The following is a 16,209-nucleotide window of genomic DNA, read 5'->3' as shown; positions in this document are numbered from 1 at the left end:
TTTCCGGTGGCGCGGGAGAGGGGAATCCGGCGTCAAAAAATGACTGCGCAATATCATCGGTGGCAAATAAATTTGCAACAGCATCGAGCCGGTTATTTCCCGATGCGCCGACCACGCCAACCCATATCTCCTGCGACTCTCCCGCCTTGATCGCGAATGGGCCGGTGGCGATCGCCATACGCTGATCCGCCGCGGTAGCATAAATGCCTCCAAGGGGGTTATGACTCCCTGCGACATCACAAGTTCCTTGCTCTGTTAGAGGATTACCACGAAAAACGAAATAGTCATCAAGGCCACAGCCAGATTTCATGTTGCCGGTTGTCCTATCAGCGCCGCGCATGAGGTTGTAACGTTCCATATTATCAACCGGGTCAAGCGAGCCGGCAAACGAAAAAGAAGTAACCGGACCCAAGACGATCAAATTTGCATCAAGTATTTCAGGAACAAAGCGATTTTGTTCAGGATCATAGTTAAGTACAGTCCTATTGTTTTGGTACCTATTCAGGTCGCGCTGAGGTATCTGGGATGTATGAACGACGGGGCCTTGCAGGAAATCGAATCCGACAACTCTGTCATTTGGTGTTTCGTTAGTGTTGTTATACGCGAATACCATTCCGCGTGACGTGTCTGTTCCAAGTAGATCATTAGCGGCGTTGGGCCTGACGTCCGGATCGCTCCAGGCACCGAAATAAGTTTGTGAATAGGGTGTATCCGTTTTGTTCTCGAGTATAAATCGAAAGTAAACCACATCGCCGATCTTCGGCGCATTGAATGCGTACGATTCCATGGTGACTTGTATCCCCAATCCCGGATTCGGGCTTTCGCTCAGGGGTTCGGAAATTAGAGATGTATCGATATCATTGAAAACCGCCCAGGTCTGCGCATCGGCGATCAAAGCGGGATTGCCGAATTGATCGCGTAATGCATCCTCCGGCCAGTTATGATAATCTTCGCCGGCGCGTGTCCGGTCAATGAGATAAACCTGCTGTGACGGAGACAAAGGATTCTCGGCTTTAAGCAAGCCAAAAGAAACTCCTGAATTAATAATTCTGCCGGGCTGAAATTCCGTGGCAAATTCCGTCTCGCTCACAACAGGAACACCGTCTTTGATTGCGCCGATATAGACTCCACCTGCATAGACGATCGTGATGCCGGACCCTCGTGGGAATTCTCCTCCGGCTTTGTTGTTGTTGTGATCGGCGTCAATCGGGTCATACATGTAACTTCCGTTATTGCGCATGACATACGACCAGTTGTTGTAGTTGACAAAAACAAGATCGACGATATCGGGTTTGCGGAGACGGATCTTCTTCGTTGTGCCTTCGCGTGTAAAAGCATTCGTAAATAAAATGACGCCGACGATGGCAATAATGAGAATCAGTAAATATTTTTTCATAAGGCACCTTGCTGCGAATTGGTTGTAAATAAATCCTTTTCTAACCACAAAACGCAGCAGATTTTCTTCGCGTTCTCTGCGTCCTTTGCCTGCCTTCGCCGAAGCGCTTCGCGCAGGCAGGCGGTTAATAGTTTTCATTGTATGATCGCAAATTTAACTAATCGTTTTCCTTCCGCCGATTCCACGAGCGCGATGTACATACCGCTTGCCACATAGCGGCCGTTGGCGGTTTTCAAATCCCATCGTTCGATCGAAGTCGCGTCGTCTGCGGGTGAGTAAGAATCATCATACGGGCGGTTATTCACACGGTCATTGTCCGAAGCTGAGTTATGATTCAATGTGCGAATAAGATCACCTGCTACGGTGAATATCTTGATCGTGCACGATGACGGGAGATTGGTGAACTTGATGAGTTTGTTCAACGAAGTTTCGAAGGATGAATACTTGTAAAAGGGATTAGGAACCACTTTGATGTTCTTCATCGCGCGTTTTGTGTCGGATTTTGAGGCAGCGGTACGAGCCGTGGTGGAATAAGAGAATTGATCTTCGGATGTGAGCAAATTCGGAGCCGTCAACTTCAATATCCCTTCATCCGGAATCTGAGCATAAATGGCATCTCTTTCCGTTGCATCAACCGTCGTTCCGCTCGGGCTTCCTACCGTGCGCGCTGTTTTCAACAGATCATTCCAAGTAAATCCGTCAGCCGGTGCGCCTACTGCCGCTACACGTTCACGCGGAGTAAGTGCCGTTGACCAAATGGTCTCTGTATTTCCGGCGTTCAGCCCGGTCAGTGATCCTACCGTTGAATCATAATCCGACAACACCACGTGCGCATAGTTTCTTTGATACGGCCCTGAACCGTCACCTCCAAAAACGTTATCCAAATACCAGCCGTTACCGTTGAATGCACTACCATCGCGGCACATAACATTCAGCCGGCGATCCGGCAAAGCATCTTCCTGATCCACATCCCACACGGTAAACGGAACAGGGAAAAATTCATTATTATTTCCAAACGCGCCCGTATGGCCGTAAGCCGTTTGCCATACTGTGCGTGAGAAACGAAGCTCTATCGTCTTCAAATCAGCAGGATCAATCGGCGACCCAAAGAAACCATAGGCAAGGCCTACGCCTCCGCCAAGCAGCCCATCAGGTAAACCAAAATTAACACTGTTGAACCAGCGCGTTCCGGCCGCAAGACCTGCCGTCGTGTATTGCGGTCCATTTGTATATATAGCGGACACACCTTTCAACTCGGGTCTAAAAGCTTTCACCAAAACACCTTCGCAAATATCAAACTGTTCCATAGACGGTGTACCTGGAATGGCAATTGACGTGCTGAATAAACGATCATCAAAGACCTGATCGCCGTTTGTGAGGTTACCGTTCCCGTCCAGATCCAAAATGCCGTTACCTCCGTCGATCCATGTATTCTTATCGTCTACCTTGGTTGAAAACATAACCGGCGAAAAATTTTTCATAACCCGAAAAACAAGCTGGCCGGCATGCGTTGATCCGCTGTACATTACCGCTTTGCCATTGACGGAATCCGGGAGTTCATAAAATTCCACAGTGTAGTCGGCATCTACTACCGCGGCGGGGTTAGCCACTTCAAGTTCGATGTAGCCATCAGAGACGCCTTGAATATGCCGGGCATGGGAAGAATCGGCCATCGCATCGTAGCGGAATGACGAACTTAGTTTCTGCGGCACGGCGGACACGGTATTTGACAAGATAGACGATTCGAGGGACACGGGGATGCCTGAGGGTTTCAGAATTAATTTTCCGTCAAAAAGCATACTGTCCGGCCCTGCGATATACGGCTGTGCGTCGTACGCCGTGACGGAATAAAAATAATTCTGTCCGTTGGTCAGATTGGAATCGATGAAGCTGTATCGCAATCCGGTATTGGTACCGAAATTCAACTCGGCAATTTCAAGATTTGAATTATTATTTAGAAATCGATACGACAGAAGTCCAAGCGTATCTACCGCATCGTACTGCGCCCGGAGCTGAAAACTTCCATCCAACCCGGTGAGACTCCGATACACACGATACCCTTGAAAATCACGTTTGACATAATCGGCGTTATATCCATTGGCAACGGAGATACCGAGTAAGTCACCGGCGAGGTCATCGGAGAGTTCGGCATTATTCTGCCAGGTGAGAGATACGCGTCCGTCTAAAGCAGTAACCGAAAGATTCGGAATTTCCGGTGGCGCGGGAGAGGGGAATCCGGCGTCAAAAAATGACTGCGCAATATCATCGGTGGCAAATAAATTTGCAACAGCATCGAGCCGGTTATTTCCCGATGCGCCGACCACGCCAACCCATATTTCCTGCGACTCGCCGGCCTTGATCGTGAACGGGCCGGTGGCGATCGACATACGCTGATCCGCCGCCGTAGCAAAAAGGCCTCCTCTCGGATTATTGATTCCTGCAACATCGCAAGTTCCCTGTTCGGTGAGGGGATTACCGCGAAAAACAAAATAGTCATCTAAGCCGCAGCCAAACTTCATGATGCCAGTAGACTTTTCAGCGCCGCGCATGAGGTTGTAACGTTCTTTATTGTCAACCGGATCCATTCCGCCGGAGTAAAGATTAGAACTGACGGCTCCTAAGGCAATACGGCCACTCGGAAGATTATTTTTGACGAAGCGATTTTTGTCAAGGTCATAGGTAAGTTTCGTTTTATTATTTTGATTTCGAAGGAGATCGCGTGCCGGGATCTCTGTATCATGAACGACGGGACCTTGTAGGATATCAAACCCAACCACTTTATCTCCGGCCGGCTCATTGCTAATATTGTATACAAATGCCATACCGCGCGCGGTGTCCGTTCCGACGATATCATTAGTTGCATTATCGACGTCGGCATCCATCCAGCTGGCGAAATACGACTGTGTGTAATCTGCAGTCGTCTTGTTGGCAAGAGTATATCGCAAGAACACCACATCGCCGATCTTCGGCGCGTTGAATGCATACGATTCCAAAACAACTTCTATACCTAATCCCGGATTGGGGCTTTCCTGCAGAGATTCTTGATTGAGTGAGGTATCAAGATCATTAAACACTGCCCAGGTCTGCGCATCGGCAATGAGAGCAGGGCTACCAAATTGATCGCGCAGGGCTTCTTCCGGCCAATCTTTAGTGTCATTACGATCGATGAGGTGAACTTTTAATGACGGAAGCAGAGGGTCTTCGGCTTTGAGTGATTCGAAGGAAACACCGTTATTGACGATCCTCCCGGGCTGAAATTCAGTGGAAAATTCCGTTTCGCTCACTACGGGGATACCGTCTTTGAGCGCACCGATATAGACTCCACCTGCATAGACAATAGTTACACCGGAGCTACGGGGGAATATCCCTCCGGCATTATTGCTGTTGTGATCGGCGTCGGGTGCGTCATACATGTAACTCCCGTTATTCCGCATGACATACGACCAGTTGTTGTAGTTGACAAAAACAAGATCGACGATGTCGGGCTTGCGTAAACGGAGCTTTCCGGACTTGTTTTTGTCTATGCCGGAAGATGAGATGCTGACAAAAAAAGCAATGCTGAGTAACAGCGTCGCAAGTGTTACTTGTAAGTATTTGTTTTTCATAGAACAGTTTCCTTAGAAGGATTGGGATTTGGCCTATAGAACAGATAGTGTATTTGAGTTGAAAAAAATTACAATTTTTATTCAAAAATTGTCAAAAATGGCTATATTCCAAAAGTTAATCTACACCGGCTTTTAAAACAATGAGGACGGTCATGTATTTGAAAATTTGTTATGGAATTGTCTTTTCCGGTTTTTTCCTGATTTACTCACTTCCGTGCGTTACTGCCCAGAAAAAAAATGCACAGGATTTGAAAAAAGACATCACACGGGATACGACGCTGGCGAATACGTATTTTGCCGCCGGTGATAAATTTTACAATGAATCTCAGTATGACAGTTCCATCGTCCGGTACCGGATGGCCGGTTCGTTATACCAAACGCACAAAGCCTGGAGACGCTACGTTGAATGTCTCGACCTTACCAACGTCTCCTACCGCATGATCGCCAAATACGATCTGGCGCTGTTGTATTGCGACAGTTTTGCCCGCGCCGCTACAGCTCTATGGGGGCAGGATGACCCGGAAGTTGCCAACGCATACTCATCCACGGCTGTGGTGTACCAGGTTATGGGGGAATACGATAAGTCACTGGAATTCCATTTAAAAGCGCTGAGGATCCGGTCTGAAAAATTCGGCGACAACGGAACGGCGACCGGCGCCACGTATACGAATCTTGGTATCGTGTATTACTATAAAGGGGATTACGAAAAGTCGATTAACTATCATAAAAAAGGGCTGGCAATTCGCATCGCCGCGCTGGGGGCGCGGAACAAGGGCATCGCTTCGAATTATATTAATCTCGGCGTGGTGTACCGTATTATGGCGGACTATGATAACGCGGAAGCAATGTACGCCAAAGCGCTGGATATTATCAAACAAACGCTCGGAGAAAACCATCCGCGCGTTGCCACGATCTACAGCAACCTCGGCATCGTCTACGACCTCAAAGGCGATGTAGAAAAATCGCTGACCTATTATAAAAAGGCGTTGTCCATTCGAATGGAGACCTTAGGCCCGGAACATCCCGACGTCGCCAATACGTACAACGATATGGGAATACTTTTCTCCAATCAGGAGGACTACGATCAGGCACTATATTATTATGACCGATCGTTTGTCATTCGGAAAAAAATATTTAAGGGAGACAATCCGTTTCTCGCGATGAGCTATAACAATCTTGGCCAGGTTTACAAAGAAAAAAAATCATTCGAACTTGCGCTCAGCCAATATGAGCAGGCACTAGCTATGAACCGCGCGATCTACGGTGAGCGCCATGTAGAAGTTGCAACAGGTTATTTGTCGATCGGCGACGTTTATTTTGAACAAGAAAAGTACGACAGCGCGGGCGTATCATTCCGGCGCGCATGGGAACTTTTTCAGGAAATTCACGGCGAAAACCATCCGTTGGTTGCGCAGTCCTATCGCAGATTGGCCAGGATCGAAGAGCGGCAAGGGCGCGTAGACGAAGCGCTTCGTTTGGCGCAGCATTCTCTGCGGTCGGTTGTTGGAATGAGTAAAAACAGTTCCGGTACATTCAACCCGGTTCTGTCCGATACGCTTTCCGAGACGGATGTTTTTGACGCGCTGAGCCTGAAGGCGGAATTATTTGAAAAACAATTTCTGCAATTGCAGAGCAGAGAATCGCTGGAGCAATCGCTGGAAACATTTGAACTCATATCCGAACTCATCGACCGCATGAGATACAGTTACCGCGCGGAGGGATCGAAACTTTTTCTCGGGAAAAAAGCGAAGAACGAGTACGAGAACGCAATACGCGTCTGCCACCGGCTGTATCAGCTGACGGGCGAACTGATCTACGCTGAAAAAGCGTTCGAATTCTCCGAAAAAAGCAAAGCGGGCGTGCTTCTCGAAGCGATGTTCGACGCAGATGCGCGTAAATTTGCCGGCATCCCGGACAGCCTGCTGGCAAAAGAAAAGGATCTCCGTCTGAAATTGTCGCTCTACGATACGCAGATCGAAAAGGAGGCAGGGAACAAAAGCAAAGACACCATAAAGATCAAGGAGTATGAGAACCGTGTGTTTGCATTACGGTCCGAGTACGATCGATTGATTCGTTCACTGGAATACGATTATCCCAATTACTTCCGCCTGAAGTATCGTCCGCATCCGGTAACTATGGCCGCGGTGCGCGAACGATTAGGCGATGCGACGCTGGTGGAATATTTTACCGGCGACAGCGCGCTGTTTATATTTACGCTCAATGCGTCGCAGTTCGCATTCCGATCCTTTCCGAAAGATACGGCCTTCGAATCCGTAGTGTCCGAAGTGCGCCGCTCCGTCACGGACCTTGATTTTAAACGATATCCTCCGGCGGCGTACCGCGCTTACCGCTGGCTGATCGCCCCGGTGACGCAGGAACTCAAGTCCGGCGGCAGGATCATCGTCATTCCCGACGGCATTTTGAATTACCTGCCCTTTGACATGCTGCTGACCAAAGAGGTGAATTTTCTCAAAGGCATTGATTTCACTCAATTGCCTTATCTTATCAGAAACTTTACGATCAGTTATTACTATTCCGCCGGCCTGATCGTTTCGCAGAATAAAAAAGAAGGCGGCGGATTTTTAGGATTTGCGCCGGTTTTTTCCGACAGCCTGACCGAAGGATACATTAAGAGTTCGGCGGCGGACACGACGACCCGTGACGTGACCATGTTGGGCACGCGCTTCGCGGAACTGCCGTACACGGAAAAAGAAGTGAACGAGATCCTGCAGTCATTTGAAAAAAACGGACGCAGGGGACAAATTTATGTCAAAGACCGGGCCGGGGAGGGGAGCTTCAAATCGGCCGCCGAAAATTTCCGTTTCATTCACGTGGCAAGTCATGGGTTCATCAACGAATCCAATCCGAAATTATCCGGGATCATTTTTTCGCAGAAAGATTCGGTATCACCGGATGACGGGATATTGTATGCGGGCGAGATCTACGGACTGAAACTGGATGCGGAACTGGTCGCGCTCAGCGCATGCAAGAGCGGCATAGGCAAGGTGGTCAAAGGCGAAGGTATCATGGGGCTCACGCGCGGATTCATTTACTCCGGCACAAAGAACGTGCTGGTTTCGCTGTGGCAGTTGGGGGACGAGTCGGCGTCTGAACTGATGATAAAATTTTATGAATACGTTCTCTCTGGTAACGATCTGTCAATGTCTTTACGCAAAGCCAAACTCGATTTCATCCGGCAAAAAAAATACGCGTATCCCGCGGACTGGAGCGCGTTTGTGCTGATAGGGAGGTGAGTTGTGTATTTTTTTTAAGCAACTCTGTATTTTCAGTATCGCGGATTTCAAATCCGCGATATAAAACTCCTGCTTAATAACCTCTTCTCGTTCCGTAATCTTTGAATGTCGTTTGCCGGTTCTCCTTATTAATTATCTGCTGTCAGAAAATCCTTCTAATTTTGAAATATTGGTGTCTATAGGCAGAACCTGAAATGAGTTCCATGTGACAGATAACGCGTACCTGTCGATGTAGGCCCCTTTGACAATAACGATCTTTGACGTCTGCGCTGAAACAGGATATTGCTTGAATAGTGTTGCTCGCCCAAAAGCTAGCGGGCACATAACTCCCGGCAAAGTACCATAGTCTTGAACGCCGCTCACTCTGAAATACAGGTTCTTTCCAATGGAATCACAAGCCGCCAGTTGATAACACAAATCCGGATAATACTTATACGTACGTAGCCATAATTGTAAACAGACTCCGTTGTAATAATCGCCGTCATTATCAGTTAAGATCAAATAGAGCAGCATTTTGTCTTCAATTGGCAGTAGAGACAGGGTATCGTGTTCGTAGCAATTCACGACATAGATCGAGGTATCAATTTCCACTGAATCGGCGAGTCCGAAATGAAAGTCTTCAGAACCTTTGGGGCCGTCATTCTTACTGCAGGAAAACATTAGAGCAACATTGAATAGGGCAATCAAATATCTTAAGATTATCCTACTATTTAGAACGATAGTAGACACAGTTAACGGTTTCCTAGAAAAACAACACAAGTTTCCATCTACCTCACATAAAACTTCCTTACACTCAAAATACCTCCTTTTTTTAAGAAACGCATCGATTAGAATTCCTCTCCTTCGCTGTCCGTTCTGATTAGAAAGCATTGGAGATCTGAGCCAAGACGTGTTCCTCCAATTAAAAATCCGTCGCCAAACGGTTTCAATCTTGATGCCCTCATATTATAACCCGCCGAATCAGTGAAGACACGTGACCAGATTAATTCACCGGATGAAGATAACTTAATAAAATAGCTTCGTTCATTACCATCTACCCAATTCGATCCCACAATAAATATATCATTTTCGCTATTCACGACAACAGCCCCACCAATACCTTGATTTGAGATGTCAAGTATTTGCTTTGACCATACCGTGTCGCCGTCAAAGGTTGTTTTGACCACATAAGGGTAGTCATCCTTGCTTCCAAATAATACACTACCGTCGCTGATGGCAAGATCATAAGAGTGTGTGCTGTGGCCTGATTCACCGTAGGTTCTGAATTCGAGCTGATTGCCGGCTCCATCGATTTTAAGGACATATATCTGGTTATATCCATTTCTGTTCGTCGTGCCGGTTATAGCGAAATGATTATCGGGAATTGTTCGCATCGAAAAAACGGTGTATTCGTTCGAAGATGCAAGTATTTTAGTCCAAAGAGTATCGCCCATTGAATTGGCTTTCGCTAAGTAAATACCCTTGGTTACTACTCTTCCCGCGATAAGAAATCCGCCATCTTGAGTGGGTACAACTGCCTGAACGCGCTCGTCCGCGGGTGTATAACAGGTTTTAGACCACAAGGTTTTTCCTTTTTTGTCGGTTTTGATAAGCATCATATTTGTCTCATCACTCGTGTCATCCGAAGAATAGGCTAGAACCACATACCCGTCTGATGTCTCAAGCAAGCTTTGGCCATATCCATAATAACCGATCGTCTCGTATTTGTTGCACCACACAAGTTCGCCGTCATCGGTAAGTTTTGTCAAAACGATATCATCGTCTACCAGTGAATCTCCAAGAGGTCTATTTTTGCTTCCGGTAATAAGAATTTCTCCATCCGTAGTTATTATCATATCATTTAAAGACTTTACATCACTAATAGCTCTGTCAAATGTTGCTTTGGCATTATTGTGTGAATCGCATCCAAATAATATTATGCATAGTATGGACAAAAGCGCAGTTGAAAGATTTGATGACTTTTTAAACATAACGCACCGTTCTTTCTTGAGAGTTTGACATCATTATTCGTACTGGAAGGCGCACCTACCTCACAAAAAACTTCCTTACGCTCAGAATATCCCCGTCCGTTTTAAGCATCCAGTAGTACAGGCCGGCGCCGAATTTCTGCCCGCAGGTCAGTTCGTATGACTCCGTCGAACCGCGCCACATTTCTTCGTTCTTATTATCCACGACCACCACGATAAAAGAATGGATCCCTTCCATTTCTTTCCACTCAAAACGGATCGGAGAGAACAGGGTATCGGCGTTATTGGGCGCAATGACTTCCGCCGCGCCGGCGCGGTACTTCCGGTGAACGAAGGTTTCCAGCACGTCATTCGGTTTATAATTATCTGCTAAAACCGGAGTGAGAACGATTTCAGGAATTTTCTTCAGTTCAGGCTCTTTTTTGTTTTCCGGAATATCCGTTTTCTTCTTATGATCGAGAGAATCAATCGTTGTTTCAGTTTTTGTTTCAACGGTCGTTAATTTCTCCCCACGCTGATTCATATTTTCGTATAGTACGGCTCCGGCTACGACGATAAGAACGGCTGCAGCTAAATACCGTGTGTAACGGATGAATAAAGGCCGCAGTTCTTTTTGAATTTCGCTCACCTTTTGCGGCACAACCGTGATCGCAAAAGAATGAAATTGCCCATTGGGTAATGAATTTTCCGCAAGCGGGATCGGTTTATTTTTTTCAACCGAAACAAGTCGAAGGAAAGTATTATTAATTACGATCCGCATCTTCTGCCGCTCGAATTCTTTTGGCAATGTAGTAAAGGACATGGAAAATGATCCCGCTTCTTTGCGAACCATCAGCGTAAATCCCTTCTCTGGATCGTTCAAGACGACTGCGCCGGGAGTTCCGTCAGGGGCTGCCGTTTCCAGCACGACATTAACATGGCCGATGTCGAGATCAATCTCGTCGTCAAAGACCTGTTCGTATAAACGGCTGCACTCCCGGCATTGCTGCAGATGATTTTCAACAAATGTTTTTTCCCGGCTGCTTAATCCGCTATAAAAATTGATATACAGCGAAAGGACCGGCTCATTGAGATGTCCTTTGCCCGATTTCAGCGCTTCTGAAAATCGTTGAATTATGTCGTTGGTAGTTTCCAAAGTTCCTCTTTTAAGTTTAGGTTCTTCCGGTCATGGTTAAGAGTGTTACCGGATTAAAAAAACTTACAAAATATTTTTATTTTTTTTTAAATAGCGTAGGGTCGTTCTATCCTGATATCCTAACTTTTTTAAAAACAGCGCGAGTTTTCCCCGCAAACGTTTTATTTTTACGCATAGCGCATTATACTCGAGTTGCAGCTCATTCGCGAGGGAGCCTAGTTCTTTCTGATCGATAAGCCCGTTAAGGATACGGATGTCGTCGTTTTTAAGTCTCGTCTTGAATGTTGTAATGAGTTCAAAAAGGTCTGCTGCTTCCGTAGATTCCAGCGGATCTGCTGTGTCTGATTTTTGAAGTGTGATGGGGGATTCACCCGGACTGTCTTCAGAAAAAACGGTACCTGCGCTTTCCAGTACCATTATCTTTCGTTCTCGCTTCAGGCGATAGATTATATTCCAGCATTGGTAATACATTGCCTTGATCACGTAGTGTTCTTGCGGCCCTTCAATATGGGCGAACACGATCTTGGTGAGATTGACAAAAATCTGATTTAGAAAAGCATCAAAATCTTCAAATTCCGTCCGGGATAATTCACGGATATATTTGGAATGAAAATTTCTGATGAATTGATAGCCGCGCGAATCCGGTACAAAGTATTCTTCATACAGCTTATGTGCAGGATTGCCTGGCGTGGGGTTCCGAAATTCTTGATGCATGATGAAAAACGTTTGGCTTACGAGGAGGTCTCGTCAAAAAATTGGTTTCTCAGATCTACAATTCGAATCGCAATTGCGCTGCGTGCCTCCGTCGCGATCTCCTGATAATAAAAGTATTTATCCTGATCCATCCAGTTTAGATGCTGGATCTCCGACAAGAGGTCGATCGCCCGGCTCATGCCTTTCAGCGCGCGTTTGCATTGGGCGATATTGCCGCCGATGGTATGCGGCTGATAACCCATGACGTGCGCGCCGGCCAGCTTCGTGCACGCCGCAGACGTCGTGTTCTGAAGTTCTTCCAGCAATTTGTGCGTTCGGATCTCCGGCAGAAGGGAGTGCACCCAGGCGCGGATCTGATTATAAAATTCACGCGAGAGGCGGTACGCCGAAATGCGGTAGAGCGAATTTTCTTTGGCGTCGAGAAATCCCTGAAAGCCTTCATCAAAGACGCCCATGTCGAGGAGTTCGCGCTCGATATAATATTTAAAATAATATTCTTTGGCATTTGCCGGTTTTTTTTGTTTGAAGGCTTCCCGTACGTAAAACATCGCCATCGCTTCTTCGACCATGCGGTCCCGGTCGGAATGGCTCCAGTATTTTTCGTAAAAAGCAATGACGCGCAGGCCTTCTTTGTCAAGGGATTGTATGAATTTCTCCCATGCGTTTTCATCCCAGGCATAGCGCAAGGAATCGGCAAAGGATTGGTCCGACGCGATCATGGAATCGGAAAGGGCTTCCTTTTCAATATTGGTTTTCCACTCCTCGTGCGCTTTTTTCCAGGGTTCTTCTTCGTCGCCTTCTTTTTCGTTTTCCCAATCACGGTCGTTATCATGAAAGGACCTTGCCATCACCGCCTCCTTTCTTCCGTTGTTGTAAAAAAGAATCAGCCAACAGTATAGCCGCAATTGTTTTCATATCGTCGATCTCGCCGCGCCGAACCATCGCTACCGCTTCGATAAAGGGAACGCGCATGAGTTCAAGAAATTCGTCATGATCCGTGATCGCGTCCGCTTCTTTCAGGCCTTCGGCGAGATACAGCCACATTTTTTCATTGCTGTAGCCGATGCACGGATAGAATTCCGCGATCAGCGTGAGTTTATCGCTTGTGAATCCGGCTTCTTCGGCAAGTTCTCTCTGCGCGGCCTCTTCCATCGGTTCTTTTCCGTCCAGTTTCCCCGCGGGCAATTCGATAAAAACTTTTCCCACCGGGTAACGGAATTGTTTGACGAGAATCGTGTCGCCGTTGGCAAAGAGCGGGATCATAATTGCCGCGCCGGGATGGCGAATGTATTCGCGCACGGCCGTTTTACCGTTGGGCAGGCGAACTTCATCACGCCAGGCTTTCATCAGGTGGCCATCGACAATCTGTTCGGACGTCAGGCCGGTCTCCCGTAAATTTTTTTCTGTTTTGATCTCGTTCATAATTCTACACAAAAATCACGCACAGAGTTTCACGGAGAATAACTTATCTGCCTATCATGTCGACTCACCCCGGCATTGTCATTCTGAAAGAATCTTTTTTCAAGTATAACAACTGTTCATTCAAAAAAGATTCTTACAAGAATGACATTTTTAACTCTGAGTAGTAGGTTACTTGCAAGCTTTTTTCTCTATGATCTCTGAGACTGATCACAAACTTCTTCCCACGACGGTACTCAGTTGTTTCAGATTCTGCATCAGCGCAACAAATTCCTCCGGTAGTATCGCCTGTGCGCCGTCGGAAAGCGCTTTTTCAGGGTGATTGTGAACTTCGATCATGAGTCCGTCGGCGCCTGCGGCCAGTGCGGCTTTTGCCACCGGCGGTACCAGAGAGCGTTTGCCCGTTGCGTGACTGGGATCGGCAAATACGGGCAAATGAGATAAACTCTTGATCATCGGTATCGCGGAAATATCCATGGTGTTGCGCGTTGAAGTTTCGAAGGTGCGAATACCGCGTTCGCATAAGATTACGTTATAATTACCGTTGGCCATAATATATTCCGCGCACATGAGATATTCTTCGAGATTGGACATCATACCGCGTTTAAGAAAAACGGGTTTATTACATTTGCCCGCCTCCTGAAGCAATGCAAAGTTTTGCGAATTGCGCGCGCCGATCTGCAGGATGTCTGCGTACTGCGCAACGAGTTCGACCTGATTGGGATTGACCACTTCCGTGATCACGGCCAGTCCGGTTTTTTCTCTCGCCTTGGCAAGTAGTTCCAATCCGCGTTCACCTAATCCCTGAAAACTGTACGGCGAGGTGCGCGGCTTAAATGCGCCTCCGCGTAAAATGTGCGCGCCTGCATCTCGGACGATCTGAGCGATTTCCAGAAGTTGGGTTTCGCTCTCCACGCCGCACGGCCCGGCAATGATCGTGATGCGGTTGCCGCCGATCTCAATACCATTGACCCGGATGATCGTGTTATCTTTTTTCCATTCCCGACTGGCGAGTTTGTAAGGTTTCTGCGTTGGAATGACTTTTTCTACGCCGGGCATGGTTTGAATTTTGTCCGATACGAGCCCGCGTTCATCACCGACGACTCCGATCACCGTGTTTTCGTCGCCTTTAGATACGTGCGGCGTACAGGCGCTGTCTTCGACAAACTGCAAGATATCCTGAATTTGTTTAATGGAGGCATTTTTCTCCATTATTACTATCATCATAGAACAGATTCCTTTGCTGAACAAAATTTCCGGCGTCTCATGAAATAAACTTAAATATAAAAACCATTGTAGTCAAGGCGCGATTGGGAAGGCGAAGTGCGGGGAAAAGAATAATATATTGTAACCGGTGAGTTCTTACTTAAGCTGAGAACATATAACATGAAATGAATGAATAATGAATAATGAATAATGAATAATGAATAAAAACAAGACAGAGGTGTTAAATGACTTTGCTAATGCTGGTAAATTTATCATATCCCGAAAGCAGAAATGATTCAGGATCGTTGATCGGTTTTCCGCTTTCAATGCATACTAGAGCATTATCTTTCCCGTTTTCAATACTGCCGATATGTTGATCAAAACCCAATGCACGAGCGCCGTTGATCGTAGCCATTTGAAGGATTATTGAATCCTGGATTTTTGGATGAATGGATTTGAAAAAAGTCATTTCATTCCACAGATTCAGATCGTCATTACTTGCAAGGCTGTCCGTTCCCAAACATACATTCAATCCGGCATCCAAATATTTTTCTATCGGCGCCGTGCCGCCAACATTGATCTGTACATTGCTTCGCGGACAAGAACAGATATGGACGCTATGAGACCGGAGTAATTCAATATCATCATCAGTCACATGTACCGCATGAACAATTAATAATTTAGAATTCAGAATTCCCAATTTCTTCAGATAGGAAACAGGAGTTGTTTTTGGCGCTTTCCAGTTGTCATCCCATCGGCCGATCTTTTGAATCATTTCTTTCATGCTGCCGGAACCCGATAACAAAAACTCGATTTCGTCATTTGATTCAGCCAAATGAACGGTTGATATTTTGGAATCGCCATTATATTCAGCTGTTAATTTAAAAAGTTCCGGCGATACGGAATAGGGCGCGTGCGGCGCCAATGCCTGCCTTATTTTATTATCGGGTGTTTCGGGGATTTTACTGACAAATTCTCGAAATCGATTCTGCGCGACCGCGCTTGAAAAGCCGGTGATCTCATTGAATACGGCGGCGTACAAGCTTGATTTTTCCAGTAAGGGCAGAGACGTTGCAGAATGATTGGCGATATCGCCGACCCCAACGGTGCCGCAGTCTTCCAGCGCTTTGATTTGTTTTTCACAGTCGGCGGAAATGGTTGCTTCATTGAACTGAAATCGTTTGGTGATCGCCTCAAATACCCAGTCGCTGAAATTCAATCCGCGCGGAATAACGCCTTTCATCATAGAGAGCTCCAAATGCGTATGCGCATTGACAAGGCCGGGCATGATAATGGAGTTTTTCGATTCGGCAACCTGAATATTCTTATCCGAATATTTTTTTAGAATGTCTTGCCGTGAGCCGAAGTCTAAAATACGGTCATAGTCGTCGATGACGACCGCGCCGTTTTTGATCTTTGAAGATGTGATGGGGAGAATCCAATCGGTAAGAAATATTTTCATATCAACAAAAGATTGATTTGGAATTGGGCGTTCAGACGTCGTATATTAATT

The 16,209-nt window shown here is 46.6% G+C and carries 11 protein-coding genes; 1 reads left to right on the top strand and 10 read right to left on the bottom strand.

The annotated features are described in order from the left end of the window. Both F9K33_03295 and F9K33_03290 read right to left on the bottom strand, forming a co-directional pair. Nucleotides 1-1,534 (bottom strand): hypothetical protein (locus tag F9K33_03295; GenBank protein ID KAB2881000.1); only part of this gene is annotated, 1,534 nt, incomplete at its 3' end. Then, nucleotides 1,531-5,001, bottom strand: a complete 3,471-nt coding sequence (locus F9K33_03290; GenBank protein KAB2880999.1) for a hypothetical protein — start codon at nucleotides 4,999-5,001, stop codon at nucleotides 1,531-1,533. The genes F9K33_03295 and F9K33_03290, both read right to left, overlap by 4 nt. A 140-nt stretch (nucleotides 5,002-5,141) precedes the next feature. Here F9K33_03290 and F9K33_03285 point away from each other — a divergent pair, with 140 nt between their 5' ends. Beyond that, complete coding sequence (locus F9K33_03285; protein KAB2880998.1) at nucleotides 5,142-8,255, top strand: CHAT domain-containing protein; 3,114 nt, start codon at nucleotides 5,142-5,144, stop codon at nucleotides 8,253-8,255. A 132-nt stretch (nucleotides 8,256-8,387) separates the two neighbouring features. Here F9K33_03285 and F9K33_03280 read toward each other — a convergent pair whose 3' ends face one another. From F9K33_03280 to F9K33_03245, 8 genes are all read right to left on the bottom strand, one after another. Beyond that, entirely contained in the window at nucleotides 8,388-8,942 is a 555-nt protein-coding gene (locus tag F9K33_03280; GenBank protein KAB2880997.1) for a hypothetical protein, read from the bottom strand. 140 nt (nucleotides 8,943-9,082) lie between these two features. Further along, complete coding sequence (locus tag F9K33_03275) at nucleotides 9,083-10,090, bottom strand: hypothetical protein (GenBank protein ID KAB2880996.1); 1,008 nt, start codon at nucleotides 10,088-10,090, stop codon at nucleotides 9,083-9,085. A 190-nt stretch (nucleotides 10,091-10,280) separates the two neighbouring features. Next, nucleotides 10,281-11,357 carry a hypothetical protein gene (locus F9K33_03270; protein KAB2880995.1) on the bottom strand — a complete coding sequence of 359 codons (1,077 nt, stop codon included), beginning with the start codon at nucleotides 11,355-11,357 and terminating at the stop codon, nucleotides 10,281-10,283. Nucleotides 11,358-11,420: 63 nt separating this feature from the next. Further along, a complete protein-coding gene (locus F9K33_03265) occupies nucleotides 11,421-12,071 on the bottom strand; it encodes a hypothetical protein (GenBank protein KAB2880994.1) in 651 nt (216 codons plus the stop codon). 17 nt (nucleotides 12,072-12,088) lie between these two features. Beyond that, nucleotides 12,089-12,919 carry a hypothetical protein gene (locus F9K33_03260; GenBank protein ID KAB2880993.1) on the bottom strand — a complete coding sequence of 277 codons (831 nt, stop codon included), beginning with the start codon at nucleotides 12,917-12,919 and terminating at the stop codon, nucleotides 12,089-12,091. Continuing rightward, nucleotides 12,900-13,493 (bottom strand): NUDIX hydrolase, encoded by a 594-nt coding sequence (locus F9K33_03255; GenBank protein KAB2880992.1) that lies wholly within the window; start codon nucleotides 13,491-13,493, stop codon nucleotides 12,900-12,902. Before F9K33_03255 ends, F9K33_03260 begins: the two co-directional genes overlap by 20 nt. 207 nt (nucleotides 13,494-13,700) lie before the next feature. After that, on the bottom strand, nucleotides 13,701-14,714 hold the full coding sequence (gene aroF, locus F9K33_03250) for a 3-deoxy-7-phosphoheptulonate synthase (GenBank protein ID KAB2881004.1): 1,014 nt from the start codon (nucleotides 14,712-14,714) through the stop codon (nucleotides 13,701-13,703). Between the two features lie 223 nt (nucleotides 14,715-14,937). Continuing rightward, nucleotides 14,938-16,158 carry an amidohydrolase family protein gene (locus tag F9K33_03245; protein KAB2880991.1) on the bottom strand — a complete coding sequence of 407 codons (1,221 nt, stop codon included), beginning with the start codon at nucleotides 16,156-16,158 and terminating at the stop codon, nucleotides 14,938-14,940. Nucleotides 16,159-16,209: the final 51 nt, after the last annotated feature.

The sequence above is a fragment of the bacterium genome, assembly GCA_008933615.1.
Taxonomy (GTDB): Bacteria; CLD3; CLD3; order SB21; family SB21; genus SB21.
The sequence above is the reverse complement of the archived record's forward strand: the minus strand, read 5'-3'. Positions and strand labels throughout refer to the sequence as shown.